This window comes from Methylorubrum sp. Q1 (assembly GCF_004683995.1).
Taxonomy (GTDB): Bacteria; Pseudomonadota; Alphaproteobacteria; order Rhizobiales; family Beijerinckiaceae; genus Methylobacterium.
The window spans coordinates 1-14,408 of record NZ_SRHQ01000036.1; the positions used below are offsets into that span (position 1 = coordinate 1).

The 14,408-nt window shown below is 70.6% G+C and carries 13 protein-coding genes and 2 tRNA genes; 6 read left to right on the forward strand and 9 right to left on the reverse strand.

All coding sequences use genetic code 11. From position 1 onward, the window contains the following. Positions 1-67: 67 nt before the first annotated feature. The 3 genes from E4V01_RS23340 to E4V01_RS23350 all read right to left on the reverse strand — a co-directional run bounded on the left by E4V01_RS23340 (position 68) and on the right by E4V01_RS23350 (position 3,541). Positions 68-157: transfer RNA gene (locus E4V01_RS23340), tRNA-Ser, on the reverse strand. Between the two features lie 159 nt (positions 158-316). Next, positions 317-1,852, reverse strand: a complete 1,536-nt coding sequence (locus E4V01_RS23345; RefSeq protein WP_060768519.1) for a heme biosynthesis protein HemY — start codon at positions 1,850-1,852, stop codon at positions 317-319. A gap of 117 nt (positions 1,853-1,969) precedes the next feature. Further along, positions 1,970-3,541: a hypothetical protein gene (locus E4V01_RS23350; RefSeq protein WP_245517674.1), complete on the reverse strand. Its 1,572-nt coding sequence runs from the start codon at positions 3,539-3,541 to the stop codon at positions 1,970-1,972. Between the two features lie 52 nt (positions 3,542-3,593). Here E4V01_RS23350 and E4V01_RS26385 point away from each other — a divergent pair, with 52 nt between their 5' ends. After that, positions 3,594-4,298, forward strand: a complete 705-nt coding sequence (locus E4V01_RS26385) for a hypothetical protein (protein WP_245517675.1) — start codon at positions 3,594-3,596, stop codon at positions 4,296-4,298. A 106-nt stretch (positions 4,299-4,404) separates the two neighbouring features. On the opposite strand, the gene E4V01_RS23355 is transcribed toward E4V01_RS26385, so the two are convergent. Further along, the gene (locus E4V01_RS23355) at positions 4,405-5,118 is read right to left on the reverse strand and encodes a uroporphyrinogen-III synthase (protein ID WP_135300023.1); all 714 of its coding nucleotides are present in this window, start codon (positions 5,116-5,118) and stop codon (positions 4,405-4,407) included. A gap of 177 nt (positions 5,119-5,295) precedes the next feature. Here E4V01_RS23355 and tsaD point away from each other — a divergent pair, with 177 nt between their 5' ends. Next, positions 5,296-6,339 (forward strand): tRNA (adenosine(37)-N6)-threonylcarbamoyltransferase complex transferase subunit TsaD, encoded by a 1,044-nt coding sequence (gene tsaD / locus E4V01_RS23360; RefSeq protein ID WP_135300040.1) that lies wholly within the window; start codon positions 5,296-5,298, stop codon positions 6,337-6,339. A gap of 17 nt (positions 6,340-6,356) precedes the next feature. Here tsaD and E4V01_RS23365 read toward each other — a convergent pair whose 3' ends face one another. Then, positions 6,357-7,832: a PAS domain-containing protein gene (locus E4V01_RS23365; protein WP_135300024.1), complete on the reverse strand. Its 1,476-nt coding sequence runs from the start codon at positions 7,830-7,832 to the stop codon at positions 6,357-6,359. A gap of 542 nt (positions 7,833-8,374) precedes the next feature. On the opposite strand from E4V01_RS23365, the gene E4V01_RS23370 reads away from it, so the two are divergent. Then, positions 8,375-9,400: an NAD(P)H-dependent glycerol-3-phosphate dehydrogenase gene (locus E4V01_RS23370; RefSeq protein WP_135300025.1), complete on the forward strand. Its 1,026-nt coding sequence runs from the start codon at positions 8,375-8,377 to the stop codon at positions 9,398-9,400. Between the two features lie 104 nt (positions 9,401-9,504). Further along, a complete protein-coding gene (locus E4V01_RS23375; protein ID WP_135300026.1) occupies positions 9,505-9,927 on the forward strand; it encodes an EVE domain-containing protein in 423 nt (140 codons plus the stop codon). Positions 9,928-9,959: 32 nt separating this feature from the next. Here E4V01_RS23375 and E4V01_RS23380 read toward each other — a convergent pair whose 3' ends face one another. Next, a complete protein-coding gene (locus E4V01_RS23380; RefSeq protein ID WP_135300027.1) occupies positions 9,960-11,150 on the reverse strand; it encodes an acyltransferase in 1,191 nt (396 codons plus the stop codon). Between the two features lie 380 nt (positions 11,151-11,530). Between E4V01_RS23380 and E4V01_RS23385 the strand changes: the two genes are divergently transcribed. Then, positions 11,531-12,148 carry a ParB-like protein gene (locus E4V01_RS23385; protein ID WP_135300028.1) on the forward strand — a complete coding sequence of 206 codons (618 nt, stop codon included), beginning with the start codon at positions 11,531-11,533 and terminating at the stop codon, positions 12,146-12,148. On the opposite strand, the gene E4V01_RS23390 is transcribed toward E4V01_RS23385, so the two are convergent. Beyond that, positions 12,112-12,624 carry a disulfide bond formation protein B gene (locus E4V01_RS23390; protein WP_135300029.1) on the reverse strand — a complete coding sequence of 171 codons (513 nt, stop codon included), beginning with the start codon at positions 12,622-12,624 and terminating at the stop codon, positions 12,112-12,114. The two genes, E4V01_RS23385 and E4V01_RS23390, sit on opposite strands and share 37 nt — an antisense overlap. After that, positions 12,621-13,202: a YqaA family protein gene (locus tag E4V01_RS23395; RefSeq protein WP_060768509.1), complete on the reverse strand. Its 582-nt coding sequence runs from the start codon at positions 13,200-13,202 to the stop codon at positions 12,621-12,623. Before E4V01_RS23395 ends, E4V01_RS23390 begins: the two co-directional genes overlap by 4 nt. Positions 13,203-13,333: 131 nt before the next feature. Between E4V01_RS23395 and E4V01_RS23400 the strand changes: the two genes are divergently transcribed. After that, positions 13,334-13,418: transfer RNA gene (locus E4V01_RS23400), tRNA-Leu, on the forward strand. Positions 13,419-13,438: 20 nt separating this feature from the next. Here the strand turns inward: E4V01_RS23400 and E4V01_RS23405 are convergent. Next, positions 13,439-14,350 carry an AraC family transcriptional regulator gene (locus E4V01_RS23405; RefSeq protein WP_135300030.1) on the reverse strand — a complete coding sequence of 304 codons (912 nt, stop codon included), beginning with the start codon at positions 14,348-14,350 and terminating at the stop codon, positions 13,439-13,441. Positions 14,351-14,408: the final 58 nt, after the last annotated feature.

Genomic DNA, 14,408 nt, shown 5'->3' on the forward strand with positions numbered 1-14,408 from the left:
AACTGACGGCTAGGGGTTTGGCCTAAGCTGAAAATCATAGATCGGTTAGGCGCTTAGCCGAATTAGCTGGCGGAGGGAGCGGGATTCGAACCCGCGATACCGTTTCCGGTATACACACTTTCCAGGCGTGCGCCTTCAACCACTCGGCCACCCCTCCGGAACCGGCCGGGGACCGACGCGGGCGCTGGGCGCGGGCGGTGGTCTCTTGCGGCAGGTGCGGGTCTGTAGCCGGGGCGTGGGCGTCTGGCAAGGCGAAGAATGCCACAGACGCCAGCGTTGTGCGCCGCCCGGCTTGCGGTCCGGGCGGCGTGCGGTTTCAGGCGATGCGGCGTGGGCGGTCCGTCGGGGTGGCTTGCGTGGCCGGTGACGGGCCGGTGGGGCCATTGACCGGCGCGGGCGTCGGCACGACCGAGGGGGTGCCTGCACCGGTCTGGAGGAAGCCGGGCGTAGACGGGGCCGGGCTGTCCGTGGTGACCGGAGCCGGCACGGGCGCGGTCGGGATCGCGACCGGGACGGTGGGTTCGGCAGGAGCCGGGGCGGGGGCGTCGTCGTCCTCGGGGCCAGCCAGGATTTCGGGCGGGGTCTTCCACACGAAGGCGTCGAGACGGCCGGAGACCGGCGAGACCGGCGCCCAACGCTCGGAGATGATGCCGTCGGCGACCCAGGCCGGGTCACGCGGGGCGCGGGCGGCACGGGCCAGCCACTCGCGGGAGCGTCCGCTCTCGGCACCGTGCTCGGCGGCCTCGATCCGCGCCATCATCCGGCAGACGCGCGCCGTCGGCCGGTCGTCGGCCAGAGGCGCCAGCGCCTCGCGGGCGCGGCCGAAATCCTTGGCCTCGGTTGCGGCCTGGGCGATCACCAGACGCGATTCCGGCTCCCAGGACGAGAGCTTGGCGAGATTCTCGGCGCGGGCCAGCCGGTCGCGGGCGGAGTCGCCCGTGCGAAGGTTGAGGTAGACCTTGGCGAGTTCCGGATGCGGGGTGGCCTTCCAGGCAGCTTCGACGATCTTGGCGGCCTTGCGCAGATCGTTGCGCCGGGCGAGCAGCCGGCCGGCAATGACGGCCGCCGGCACGAGGTCGGGGGCGAGCTTGACGGCCTTGAGCGCCTGCTCGGTGGCGGTATCGGGCTCGCCGGCCTCGTGGCGCTGGGCGGCTGCGGTGAGCAGCACCGCGCGCTGACGGCGGGCTGCGTGCTTGTCCATCAGCCCGAGCGCCGCGCGGCGCTCCACGGTCTCGGTCGCGGCGGACCACTCGCCGTCGGCGCATTGCGCCTCCAGCACCGCCTCGTTCGCCCAGGTGACGCTCGGCGCGAGGCGGGCGGCCTCGGCGGCGTAGGCGCGGGCGGCACCTTCGTCCTCACGGCGACGGGCCTCGACGAACAGGCCGCGCAGACCCAGCACGCGGGTCTCGGGATCGTCCGCCATGCGCTGGAAGGCACGCTCGGCCGCGTCCCTGTCTCCGGAAATCTGGGCCGCCTGGGCCTTGAGGAGAAGCGTCAGCGGCTGGCTGCCAAGCAGGCGCTCGGCGTCGCCCGCGTGGCGGCGGGCGGCGAGCGGATCACCGGAGCCGACAGCGATCATGCCGCGCGAGAGCGAGGCGAGGCCCTTGTTGCGGCGGCGCTCGCGGGTCGAGCGGCTGATGCTGGCGGGCAAGCCGATCACGCCGGTCACGATTGCCCAGATCAGGCCGAGGACGATCGCCGCCACCAGCACGCCGGTGAGGGCGATGGCGAGGCTCATGCCGATCTCGTAGCCGTTCCAGACGACGGTCACGGTGCCCGGATGGTCGGCGATCCACACCGCGCCGTAGGCGGCGACGGCCAAGAGGGCCAGGAAGACGAGGGCGCGCCACATGGGTCAGGGCCTCCTTGGGAGCACGGGGAGCGGGCGCACGCGGCCCGGGCAGAGGGGAAGGGGGGAACGCCGCGCGGGGCGCGGCTGGTTCTTCGTCATCGATGCCGGTCCTGGCCGTCAGCGTGCCGGCGGCAAGCCGGTGAAGGCATCGGCGAGCAGCGCCTGGGTCGCACGGGCCGCCTCGGCGCGCGACGAGAGTCGCGTTCCGAAGTCACCGCCCTGCGCCCGCGCCTCCTCGGGCAGGGCGGCGTAGGCCTTGGCCGCCTCGGCAAGGTCGCCGCGGTCGAGCGCCGCCTGAACCTGCGCGGTCGAAGCCGCACTGCCGGCGGCGGACTGACTTCCACCCGCGGCGGGTCCGTCGGCGCGCTTCACCTGCACCAGGGAACTCGCCATGTTCATCAGACGGTCGCCCACGCTCCCGGTCTCGGCGACGGACTTGGCCTGGGCCGCGCGCTTGGCCTCGGCGATCTTCTCGGAGATCCGGCGGAACTCCGCCGCGAGGCTTGCCGCGGTCGGCGCGCCCTTGTCGGCGAAGGGGCCGAGCGCGTCGAGGCGCTTGGAATCCGCCGGTTCGAGGTTGCGCAGGCTGGCGAGCGCATCCGGGTAGGGCTGGCCCGCCTCCAGCGCCGAGGCGATCCGGTCGGCCGCAACGATGCGCAGGGCCGACTGCACCGTGGATTGCTTGGCGCTCTGATCGACGGCCTTGTCGAGACCGGCGATCCGCTCCGACTGTTCCTGAAGCTTGCGCTCCAGGCCCTTCACGGCTTCGTCGGCGCGGGTCTGGGCGGCATCGGCGGCCTGTTTGCTCGCCTGCGTCGCCTCCTGCACGGTCTGGGTCGCGGCGGCGATGCGCCCGTCCAGCGCCTTCTGCACCTCGTCCACACGCTTGCCGAGGGCGGCCTCGGCCGCTTCGTCCGCCTTGGCACGGGACGCGACGTCCGCCTGCAGCGCCGCGATCTTGTCCGAAAGGTCGGACGCGGCACTCTTGGCGCCGTTCGCTTCGAGCGCTTTGACCCGATCGTCGAGGGCGGCGAGGGCGGCCGGATCCATCGTCTGCGCGGTCTTCACCTCGGCCGTGCCGTCGCGGCCGGGCTCCTCCTGCAGCGCCGAGACGCGCTGATCGAGGGCATCGAGACGGGCCGCGATGTCGGCGGGAACGGCCGGTGCCGGAGCCGAACCATCGGCCGAGGGGGCCGTGGCGGGGGCCGCGCCCGCCTTCTGCAGCGCCTCATTGGCGCGGTCGGCGGCGGCCTTGGCCGCATTTTCCGCCCGGGCGATCGCGTCGGGCAGAGGCTTGAGCGCCTGCTCATTGGCGGCGAGGCGCTTGTCGAGCCCGGCCACGGAATCCTTCGTGGCAAGGCCCGCCAGGGATTTATCGAGTGTTGCGAGGCGCGGATCGGCGCCCCGCTGATAGGTGGTGACGCCGTAGAGAAGGCCGGCGCCGATCAGGCCGCCCAGCAGGCCCGAGGCGGCCACGGAACCGAAGCCTGCGCCACCGCGAGCCGGCACTGCCTTCGCGGCTTCCTTGGGCGTTTCCTTAGCGGCATCCTTGGCCGAAGCGGCTGTGCCCGGGCTCTCCTTGCCGGCATCGGGTCTCGCGCCCGGCTTGGTGGCATCCGCTGCATCGGAGAGGCGCTTGGCCTTGAGATCGAGGATCGGGCCGTCGGTCAGCGAGGCCGTCTCCGTCACCCGCGTGGCACCCGGCGCCGCTCCCGGCTTGGCTCCGGAGGTCGCATCCGGCTTGGTGCCGCCGGAGCTGGCGCTGCCGGCGGTGGCACTTGCGGAGGCCGGTGTCTCCGGCTTCACCGTGCTGCTGCCGGCCTTTGCGGACGTGTCCGGCTTGGCATCGGTGGCTTTGGTCCCGGCCGGATTCGGCGGAATCGCGCTGCTGCCCGTGGCGCCCGGCTTCGAGGGTGCATTGCCTCCCGGTGTGCCGGAGGCAGCGGCCGGCGCGCCGGAGAGCTGTCCGGGCTCCGTGGGTTTGTTGGACGTCGTTCCTGCGCTGGTCGAGGCGGCGGTCGACGGAGGGATCGCGCTGCTGCCCGTGGCACCCGGCTTCAACGGCGCGTCCGCTCGAACGTCCTGCGGGCGCGCGGAAGAGCCCGGCGCACCGCTATTAGGCAGGGCGCTGCTGCCGGTCGGACCCGCCTTTGCGGGCTCGGACTTGACCGGCTCCGACGCTGCTGGCCCCGCCTTGGCCGGCTCGACCTTCGTGGTGGAGGCCGCTGCGGACGGCTCGGCAGGCTTGCCCATCGCCTTGTCGGCGGGCCGGGGCGAATCCCTCGTCACGTCCCTGGCCGCTTCCCTGGCCTGCTCCGGCGACTTGCCTTGCTCCGAAGACTTGCCTTGCTCCGGCGACTTGGCACCATCCCTGGCGCCGTCCTTGGGTGAAGTCACGGGCGTTCGCTCCATTCAGCCGCCGCACCGGCGCAGTGTGCTCCCATAGAAGAGCGAACCGGCGCCGTCATCCATCGGAACCGCTTCCGGGTTCCATCTCCGACGCTCCGGCACGCTCTCGCGTCCCCATCGGCCCGCAGGGGCGACGAGGTCGTTCAGTCCGAAGCCGCGAGACCGGCGAGGAGAGCCTCCTCGCTCGGGCGCGCCGCTACAAAATGGGCCGCGACGCCGAGCTCGACCAGTCCCAAGGCCACGTCCGGGGACAGGCAGTAATGCGCCAGCGCCCGAAACGCTCCGCTCAGACCGGCTTTGCCGGACAAATGCACCGCGATTTCGGCGCTTCGCCGTGAAAAATGCAGGGCCGCATCGGGCGGCGGCGCGCCGTCCCGTCCCATCAGCGCCCGCGCTACCGATTCCGGCAGGGTCGCCTCGGCCAGAGCCGCGTAGGCGGTCCAGGTCGTGACGCCGTAGCCCGCGGCCGTGAGGCTCGCGGCGGGCTCGGCCTTGCGGTCCTCGCCGGCCGCGTGGAGGAGGGTGCCGCCCGGCCTCACATGGGCCGCGACGAGCCGGGCCAAGCTGACGGCGTCCCCGTCGGCACAGTGCACGGAGCGCAGGCCCGCCCGTTCCGCCCGCTCGGTGGTGCGGGTGCCGACGGCGAAGATCGGTGCCTCGGGAAGACCCGCTGCGGCGAGCGGCGCGACGGCATTGGCGCTCGTCAGGATCAGCCCGTCGAACCGGCCTGCCGGCGGCGGCCCGTCGCTCGGCGCGATCCGCAGCACGGGCGCCACCAGCGCCGCATGGCCGAGCTCGGCCAGCCGCCGTGCCGTGCGGCTCGCGCCCGGCTCGGGCCGCGACACCCAGATCCGCATACGCCCCTCTCCCTCACGCCATCCACAGCGTCCGTCGGCGTTGTGCCTCACCTGTATCCGTCGGCGGTTTCGTCGTAGACATGGTGTCGCGACCGGTATGACCGCGATTTCGCGAGACATGGAGTAGGCGGGCCGGCCCCCGGCACGCAACGGTGCGTGGACGTCAGCGTGACACTCATGAAGATCCTCGGCATCGAGACAACCTGCGACGAGACCGCCGCCGCCGTCGTGACGCTCGGTGAGGACGAGCGCGGACAGATCCTCTCCAACGAGGTGCTGAGCCAGATCGCCGAGCACGCGGCCTATGGCGGCGTCGTCCCGGAGATCGCCGCCCGCGCCCATGTCGAGGTGCTCGACCGGCTGATCGCCCGGGCGCTCCAGCGGGCGGGGACGACGCTGAAGGACATCGACGGGATCGCGGTCGCCGCCGGGCCCGGCCTGATCGGCGGTGTGCTGATCGGCCTCGTCACGGCCAAGACCCTGGCCCTCGTCGCGCGTAAGCCTCTCCTCGCGGTCAACCATCTCGAGGCGCACGCGCTGACGCCACGGCTCACCGACGGGCTCGCCTTCCCCTATCTGCTGCTGCTGGCCTCGGGCGGGCATACGCAGCTCGTCGCGGTGAAGGGGGTGGGCGATTACGTCCGGCTCGGTACCACCATCGACGATGCCATCGGCGAGGCCTTCGACAAGGTCGCCAAACTTCTCGGGCTCGGCTATCCCGGCGGCCCCGAGGTGGAGAGGCAGGCGGAGAGCGGCAATCCGGAGCGGTTCGCGTTGCCTCGGCCGATGATCGGGCGGCGGCAGGCGGATTTCTCGCTGTCGGGCCTCAAGACGGCCCTGCGCATCGAGGCCGAACGGCTCGAACCCCTCGCCTCGCAGGACGTGGCCGATCTCTGTGCGAGCTTCCAGGCGGCGGTGGTGGATGTGGTGGTGGACCGCGTCCGCGTCGCCCTGCGCGCCTTCGCGGGCGTCGCCGGGCATCCGACGGCTTTGGTCGCGGCAGGCGGTGTGGCCGCCAACGGAGCGATCCGCCGGGCACTCGCCGCGCAGGCGGGCGAGGTGGGCTTGAGCTTCGTCGCGCCGCCGCTGCCGCTGTGCGGCGATAACGGCGCGATGATCGCCTGGGCGGGGCTGGAGCGCCTGCGCCTCGGCCTCGTCGACGATCTCACCGTCCCGGCCCGCGCCCGCTGGCCCTTCGCCGAGGTCGCCCCGGCCGCCTGAGGCTGCGCTTTCCCGGTTCAGGCGAGCGCGCGGGCGGAGGCGGTCACCTTCTGCACGGAGAGATCGACCTCGTTCGCCGCGAGGGCGATGCCGTCAGCGTTGCGGCGCACGGCGTCCACGCTCCGTGCGGCGGTCTGCATGTTGCTCGCGATCTCCTGCGTGACCGCGGCCTGCTCCGTGACGGCGGAGGAGACGCTCATCGAGATCTCGCTGAGATCCGTGATGGTCGAGACGATGGCACGGATCGCATCGACGGCCCGGGCCGAGGAATCCTGCACGGCGGCGATCTGCTGACCGATATCCTCGGTGGCGCGCGACGACTGACTCGCTAGCGCCTTCACTTCCGTGGCGACCACGGCAAAGCCGCGACCGGCCGCTCCGGCGCGGGCCGCCTCGATGGTGGCGTTGAGCGCGAGCAGGTTGGTCTGGTCGGCGATCGAGCGGATCACGGAGACCACCTCGCCGATGCGCTCGGCGGTGGCGGTCAATCCGCTGACGATGCCCCCCGCCTCCTCGGCGCGGCTCACGGCCGCATCGGCGGCGGACTTGGCCTGCGAGGCATGGCGGCTCAGTTCCAAGATCGAGGCCGCGAATTCCTCGGCGCCCGCGGCAACGGACTGGACGTTGTCGGAGGTCACGGCCACCGCGGCCGCCGTCTCGTTGGCCTGACGGCTGACTTGCGACATCGCGCCGGTGATGGTGCCGAGATCGGACTCGATGGCGCGCTGCCCGTTCGCGCGCCGAAGGCGGTCGGCCACGGCCTGGGTGACGTCGCTGGCGAATTTCACCACGGCGCAGGGGCGCCCTTCGCTGTCGAGAACAGGATTGTAGGTGCCGTAGATCCAGATCTCGCGTCCGCCCTTGGCGAGCCGCCGGAACTCGCCGGCTTGATAGGTGCCGTTCGCGAGCGACCGCCAGAACGCGGCATAGGCCGTGCTCTTCACTTCCTCGGGATCGACGAAAAGACTGTGATGCCGGCCGCGGATCTCGTCGAGCCGGTAACCCAGGACATCGAGGAAGTTCGCGTTGGCATCGGTGATCGTGCCGTCGAGGCCGAAATGGATCACCGCCTGAGACCGGTTGATCGCGGCGATCTGCCCCTCGTAGCCCGCGTTGCGCTCGGTCTGGGCCGTGATGTCGGTGGCGAATTTCACCACCTTGTAGGGCCGCCCGCGCCGGTCGAGAATCGGGTTGTAGGCGGCCTGGATCCAGATCGACCGGCCGTCCTTGCCGATGCGCCGGAACTGTCGGGCCTGGAGCTCGCCCCGGCGCAGAGCCTCCCAAAAGGCCTTGTATTCCGGGCTCTCGCGCTGTTCGGGCGGCATCAACATCGCGTGTGAACGACCACGCACCTCATCGAGGGTGTAGCCGATGAGGTCGAGGAAGTTGGCGTTCGCGTTCGTGATCGTGCCGTCCATTGCGAACTCGATACGGCCTTGAGCACGATCGACGGCAGCAAGGATGGATTCTTGTTCGGAATGGAAGATCGCCACAGCTGAACGCTCCAGGCACCGCAAGTTACGGTGAAAGCTGTTTTCCATTAATGTTTTTAAGCAACCGTTAATGCCAGTTCGTTCGACCTGTGTAAATTTTACCGTTTCGCTGGGTGCGTGATATTTTATCTGGCTGAAACGGGCGTCTATTTATCAGGGTTTTTTTCGTAAAAATCAGACAAACGCAACTAGAAGAAATGAAAAGTAATCCTGCGAGGGTATGAGGCTGAAACACGAAAGTCGATGTCACGCAACCGGGGAAACGAGGTTGCCGGTTTTTCTTGAGGTTGCGGCGCGTAGTCGTTTTTTGCTTCGATCTCCGTCGAAAATGTCGTGACGGGTCGATAGCGCCCGAGCCGATCTCAAAGAATATTGTGATCAATGCAAGTGAGCGCGCGCGGCGCACCGGGTTGGGGTCTCCATCGTCGCATGATCGCGGATCGGTGCTCGCTCTTCGGCCGGCAGGTCGTTATCGCGGAGCTGACGATGTGGCGCCGGGGCTGCGCCTTGGCCGTAACAGGCCGGACTGCACCAGGTTCCCGATGGAGGCGGACATGAAGTCAGGCACGCAGCGGCGGGACGAGGTCGTGGCCGTCGTCGGCGGCGGATCCTGGGGCACGGCTTTGGCCAACGCCGCGGCCGCGGCGGGGCGCCCGGTCACGCTCTGGATGCGCGATCCCGAGGCTGCTGCGCGGATGCAGCAGGCACGCGCCAACGAGCGCTATCTCCCCGACGTCGCCCTGCATCCGGGCGTGCGCGCCACGGCCGAGGCCGCCGCGCTGGCGTCGGCGGGCACGGTGCTGCTCGTCGTGCCGGCCCAGACCCTGCGCTCGGTGCTGGCGGCGCTGGCGCCCTCGCTGGCGCCCGGCGCCGCGGTGGTGCTCTGTGCCAAAGGGATCGAGCGGGGCAGCGACGCCTTCATGAGCGCGGTGGCGGCGGAGGTGCTGCCGGCCGGCTCCCCTGTCGCGGTGTTGTCGGGTCCGAGCTTCGCCTCCGACGTCGCCCGCGGCCTGCCCACGGCCGTGACGCTCGCTGCGGCGGACGGGGCCCTGGCGGCGCGGCTCGCCGGGCTGCTCTCGGGGCCGGCCTTCCGGCTCTATCACACCGATGACGTGCGCGGCGTCGAGGTCGGCGGTGCCGGCAAGAACGTGCTCGCGATCGCCGCCGGCATCGTCGCGGGCCGCGGTCTCGGCGAGAGCGCCCGCGCCGCGCTGATCGCCCGCGCCTTCGCCGAACTCATGCGCTTTGCCCGCGCCTGTGGCGGCCGGGCGGAGACGCTGATGGGGCTGTCGGGCCTGGGCGACCTCGTGCTCACCGCGTCCTCGCCGCAATCGCGCAACTTCGCCTTCGGCGAGCGGTTGGGAAAGGGCGCCTCGCCCGAGGAGGCCGCGGGCGGCAAGCTCGTGGAAGGCGCCTTTACCGCGCAGGCGCTGGTCGATCTCGCAAGGGCGCGGGAGGTCGAAATGCCGGTGGCCGAGGCCGTCGCCGCGGTCGTGGCCGGAGCGCTGACGGTCGATGCGGCGATGACCGGCCTGCTGTCGCGGCCACTCAAGGCGGAGACGGCGTGAGCGTCTCCCGCAGAGGGGCCGGGCGCGGGGCGGTGCGCACCCTTCAAGCGCGGCCGAATTTTCGATAAGCGAAGGCGCCTTTCCCGACGGAGCCGTCCCGCGCCATGGCCTATTGGCTGTTCAAATCCGAGCCCTCGACCTGGTCGTGGGACCAGCAGGCCGGGGCCGGGGAGGGCGGCACCTTCTGGAACGGGGTGCGCAACCACCTCGCCAAGAAGCAGATGCAGGCGATGCAGGTCGGCGAGCGCGGCTTCTTCTACCATTCCAACGAGGGCAAGGCCGTCGTCGGCATCGTCGAGGTCATCAAGCCCTATTACCCCGACCACACCGACGAGAGTGGCCGTTTCGGCATGGTCGATGTGAGGGCTGTGGCACCGATGCCGCGCCCGGTCACTCTCGACGCGATCAAGGCGGCGCCGGCGCTCAAGGACATGGCCCTCGTCACCAATTCCCGCCTCTCGGTGCAGCCGGTGACCGAGGCGGAATGGGCCACGGTCTGCGCCATGGGCGGCTACGGCGAGGGCTGAGCGGCGGCAGGCGCTCCGGCCTCGGCCGGTCCTCAGCGGGGGAGCGCGCCGGGCGCCGGCCCGCGACGGCGCAGCGGCGCGCCGGCGATGTGCAGGACGCGTCCGAGGCTCGCGCGCAGGGGCGGCTCGATCCGCTGCGACACCAGCAGGGAAGCGGCGACGGCCACCCCGATGCCGCCCGTGAGGCTCGCGGCCGGCGGGAGACCGTAGGCGGCCAGGAACCGCATCGCCAGGGCGCCGACGAAGGTGTGCAGTAGGTAGAGCGGGTAGGTCGCCAGACCGAGATCACGAAAGCGCCGCCCGAGGCCGGGAAAGGCGTCGGTCAGCGCCGTGTTCGCGCGGATCGACAGGCAGAACAGGACCATGAAGACGGCGAAGAGAAGCCAGGGCGTCGTGGGGCTCCGGTCGAGGCCGAGCGAGGCGCCGACGAAACCGGCATCGTAGCGGATCTGCAGGAAGCTCCCTGCCAGGCAGACGGCGAGGCCGGCGAGGCGTGGCGCCGTCAGGCCGCTCCGCACCGCGCTCCACACCAGCACGCCGACGGCGAAGTGACAGCCATGCGTGAGGAGGGCGAGCTTGGCGATCCGCGTGCTGATGATCCGGCCGAGGTCGGGCCAGAGCGGTGTCGCCGCCAGTAGCCACGCGCCCGCGCTGATGACGCCGACCGCCAGGATCACCGGCTCCACCCGTTCGAACCGGTTCAGGAACAGCAGGGCATAGACCAGACCGTAGAACATGATCTCGATCCCGAGCGTCCAGTAGACGCCGTCGATCCAGCGGGGGACCGGGAACAGGACGAGGGTGCGGACGTAGCGCTCGAACAGGACCCGGACGGCCTCCGGGTCGAAGAGCAGCGCAAGCCCGAAGGAGACGGTGGCGCAGAACCAGATGCCCGGCACGAGGCGCAGGATCCGCCCGGTGAGAAAGCGCAATGCGCTCGCGTGTGAGGCGGAATAGGCGATGACGTAGCCCGAGATCACGAAGAACATCGGCACGCCGACCCATCCCTCTGAACTGACGGGCAGCAGGGCCGGAAACGGGATCGGCTGCCCGATGAGGGTGGCGGCCTCGCTCGACGGGACCATCCAGGCGGTGCAGGCGAGGTGATACAGCACGACGAGGCAGGCCGCGCCGAACCGCAGCAGGTCGAGGCCGATCAGGGGCCGGGATCCGTGCGGGCGCGGGGTGGCCGAGATCTCGCTTTCGGCCTGGACGAGTGACATGCCTGTGGTCCTGGTGCCGGGACGATGCTGTCTGTCGGACCATCATCCGGCAACGCGATCCTCGTCTGGTGTGTCTTCGGGCAAATACGCGCGCGGGACAACGGCATGAAAATACCGATGCCGCCCCATTCTTCGCGACCTATTCCGATTGGACTCGGAAAGCCGAAATCCAGACTCACGGATATGTGAGACTTGAGCGTGTGTCCGACACTGGGCGAAAGGCGTTCCGCTCCGCATCGATTGACGTTCCGTGAGCGGCGGGCCTTTGCCGGCCGTCCGCAACGCTCTTCCAAGCCGGCTTCCGCGTTTCGAAAGGTGGACCGGACACCCTCGGTGGTCCGGTGTCTCTCCGGGCGCGCTCGAAACGAACGGGAGACTTCATGGCGCCGCGCGAACCCCTGCTCATCGCCGTGCCGATCGCGGAACTGCGCCCGACGCAGATCACGGTGGGCTACCGCGAGGTCGAGGAGAAGCGCCGCCGCTGGCGGGCGCACGATCCCGGGAAGAAGGCCGAGTTCCTCGGCTCGCACATGATCCCTGTGCTGCTGGGCCCCAAGAGGAAGCACTACGTGATCGACCACCACCACCTCGCCCGCGCCCTGCAGGAAGAGGGCGAGGAGAGCGTGCTGGTGACCGTGGTCGCCGACCTGCACAAGCTCGACAAGGACGCCTTCTGGACGGTGGCCGACCACAAGGCCTGGGTCCATCCCTACGACGCCGCCGGTCTGCGGGTTGGCTTTGACGACATCCCGAAGGCGGTCTCTGATCTTGCCGACGACCCGTTCCGCAGCTTGGCGGGCGAGCTGCGCCGGGCCGGCGGGTTTGCCAAGGACACGACGCCCTTCAGCGAGTTCCTGTGGGCCGACTACCTGCGGCGCAACCTCAAGCGCAAGCTGATCGAGAAGGATTTCACCCAGGCGCTCGAGCAGGCGCTGCGCCTCGCGAAGGCGCCGGATGCCGGCTATCTGCCCGGCTGGTGCGGCCCCCTCGACGGCTGAGCGAGGAGTGCGGCCGCCGCGGCGAAGAGGCCGAGCCCGGCCGCGATCAGTGCGTTCCAGCCGGCGAGCGAGAGGCCGAGGAAGCGCCACGCGGCGGCCGTGCAATCGACCGGCCGCACGCTTTCGAGGTTCTTCAGGAAGTCGGCCACGTCCGCCGGTCCGGCGCCGGACCCGCCGCCGCAATCGCTGGGGCCCGGCCAGAACCCCCACTCCGCGCCCGCGTGATACACGCCGAGGCCGGCGCCGTAGATCATCACCAGGGCCACGAGGCCGAGGATGAAGCGCGCGGGCCGCGGCGGGAGCCCGGCGGCGATCAGCGCCAGCGGCGCGGCGAGGTAGTAGGGCACCCGCTCCGCCAGGCAGAGCTTGCACGGCACGTAGCCGAGGCCATGCTCGAACACGAGGGCGCCGCCGACGGTGAGTGCGGCGGCCAGCGCCACGGCGAGCGCGGCGGCGCGCAGGGTGAACCGGCTCACAGCATCACCTTGAAGGCGACGAAGCCCAGGATCACCACGGCCGCGAACAGCCCCGCCACCACGTTGAGGTGCCGATCGAGCACCGCACGGATGCCGATGCCGTAGCGCCCGAGCAGCCACGCCAGCAGGAAGAAGCGCGCCCCGCGGGTGATGACCGAGAGCAGCATGAACCAGAACAGCGAGTAATGGGCGAAGCCCGAGGTGATGGTGACGAGCTTGTAGGGGATCGGGGTGAGGCCTTTCAGCAGGATCACCCAGTGCCCGTAGGTGGCGTAGGAGGCCTGAAAGGTCTCGGCCTTGTCGGCGAGCCCGTAGAGGTTGAACAGCCACAGCCCGACCGAATCGAACAGCAGCGCGCCGATGGCGTAGCCGAGCAGCCCCCCGAGCACCGAGGCGACGGTGGCGATGGTCGCGTAGAGCCAGACCCGGTCCGGCCGGCTCACCGCCATCGGCACCAGCATCGCGTCCGGCGGTACGGGAAAGAACGAACTCTCGGCAAAGGCCACCGCTCCGAGCGCCCAGGGCGCGGACGGCTTGGCGGCGAGCGCGAGTATCCACTCGTAGAGCCGGCGGATCATGGGGCCTCGTTGGGGTCCGGGAAGCGGTGCCCTTTCAGCACAGATGCGCCACGGAGGCGAGGGTCACGCCCGCTGCGGAAAAGATTCGCTCTGGCCCGTCGCCCCGGCTTGTGCCAAGAGGCGCGTGCGTCGCGGGTATGGCGGAATTGGTAGACGCGGGCGACTCAAAATCGCCAGCCGAAAGGCGTGGGGGTTCGATTCCCTCTACCCGCACCAGCCCTCCCCATTGGAAGAGATCACGGCAGCGTCGGCTCGGCGGTGAGACGCGCGCGGATCGCGGCGCCGTCCCGGCCCGGCGGAGCCCCGAACAGGCGGCGATAGTCGCGGCTGAACTGCGACGGGCTCTCGTAGCCGATCGCGTAGCCCACGCCCGCCACGTCTCCGGCGGCGAGCAGCATGCGGCGCGCCTCGTGCAGCCGGACCTGCTTCTGGAACTGCACCGGCGTCATCGTCGTCACCGCCTTGAAGTGGCGGTGGAAACTTGCGGGGCTCATACGCGCCAGCGCCGCCAGATCGGCCACGCGCAGGGTTTGCGCATAGTGCTCGCGGATCCAGGCCGTCGCCCGGCCGATCCGCGCGGCGTGGCTCTCGTGCAGGCCGACCTGGCGCAGGGCCGGGCCGAGCGGGCCGCCGAGCAGGCGCCAGACGATTTCCCGCCCGATCAGCGGTGCCAGCACCGGCAGGTCGCGCGGGTGATCGAGCAGGGTCAGGAGGCGCGCGAGAGGATCGCACAGGTCGGGGTCGAGCGTGACGGTGCGCAGCGGCGCGAAAGCCGGGGCGGGCGCGGCTCCCTCCGCAAGGGTCTCCGCCTGGGCGCCGAGCAGGTCGGCCAGGGCATCGAGATCGATCGCGAGGCTGAGCGCGAGATAGGGCCGCGCCGGGCTCGCCTCGGTGATCCGGGCCGTGACGGCGAGATCGAGCGAGGCGAACAGCGCTTGACCCGCGGCGTAGCGGTAGGCGGCTTCTCCGAGGAGCGTCGTCTTGGCGCCCTGCACCACGAGGCAGAAGGAGGGGCGGTAGACCGAACGGATCGGCCCGCTCGGCGTCTCGGCGCGGTTGAGGAGCAACCCGTCGGCCGGTGTCTCCCGGCCGAAACGATGCCATTGCCGTTCGATCAGCGCCGCGAGGCCGGAAAGGTCCGTCGTCATGGGTCGGGATCCTTAGCGTGCCTGCAATGCCCGCGCACCCCATGGCGGCAGCGTTGAG

Excerpts from the sequence above, each read along its gene's own strand:
- E4V01_RS23345 (WP_060768519.1), bottom strand. The coding sequence starts at position 1,852 with ATGTGGCGCGCCCTCGTCTTCCTGGCCCTCTTGGCCGTCGCCGCCTAC.
- E4V01_RS23355 (WP_135300023.1), bottom strand. The coding sequence starts at position 5,118 with ATGCGGATCTGGGTGTCGCGGCCCGAGCCGGGCGCGAGCCGCACGGCA.
- tsaD (WP_135300040.1), top strand. The coding sequence starts at position 5,296 with ATGAAGATCCTCGGCATCGAGACAACCTGCGACGAGACCGCCGCCGCC.
- E4V01_RS23370 (WP_135300025.1), top strand. The coding sequence starts at position 8,375 with ATGGAGGCGGACATGAAGTCAGGCACGCAGCGGCGGGACGAGGTCGTG.
- E4V01_RS23375 (WP_135300026.1), top strand. The coding sequence starts at position 9,505 with ATGGCCTATTGGCTGTTCAAATCCGAGCCCTCGACCTGGTCGTGGGAC.
- E4V01_RS23380 (WP_135300027.1), bottom strand. The coding sequence starts at position 11,150 with ATGTCACTCGTCCAGGCCGAAAGCGAGATCTCGGCCACCCCGCGCCCG.
- E4V01_RS23385 (WP_135300028.1), top strand. The coding sequence starts at position 11,531 with ATGGCGCCGCGCGAACCCCTGCTCATCGCCGTGCCGATCGCGGAACTG.
- E4V01_RS23395 (WP_060768509.1), bottom strand. The coding sequence starts at position 13,202 with ATGATCCGCCGGCTCTACGAGTGGATACTCGCGCTCGCCGCCAAGCCG.
- E4V01_RS23405 (WP_135300030.1), bottom strand. The coding sequence starts at position 14,350 with ATGACGACGGACCTTTCCGGCCTCGCGGCGCTGATCGAACGGCAATGG.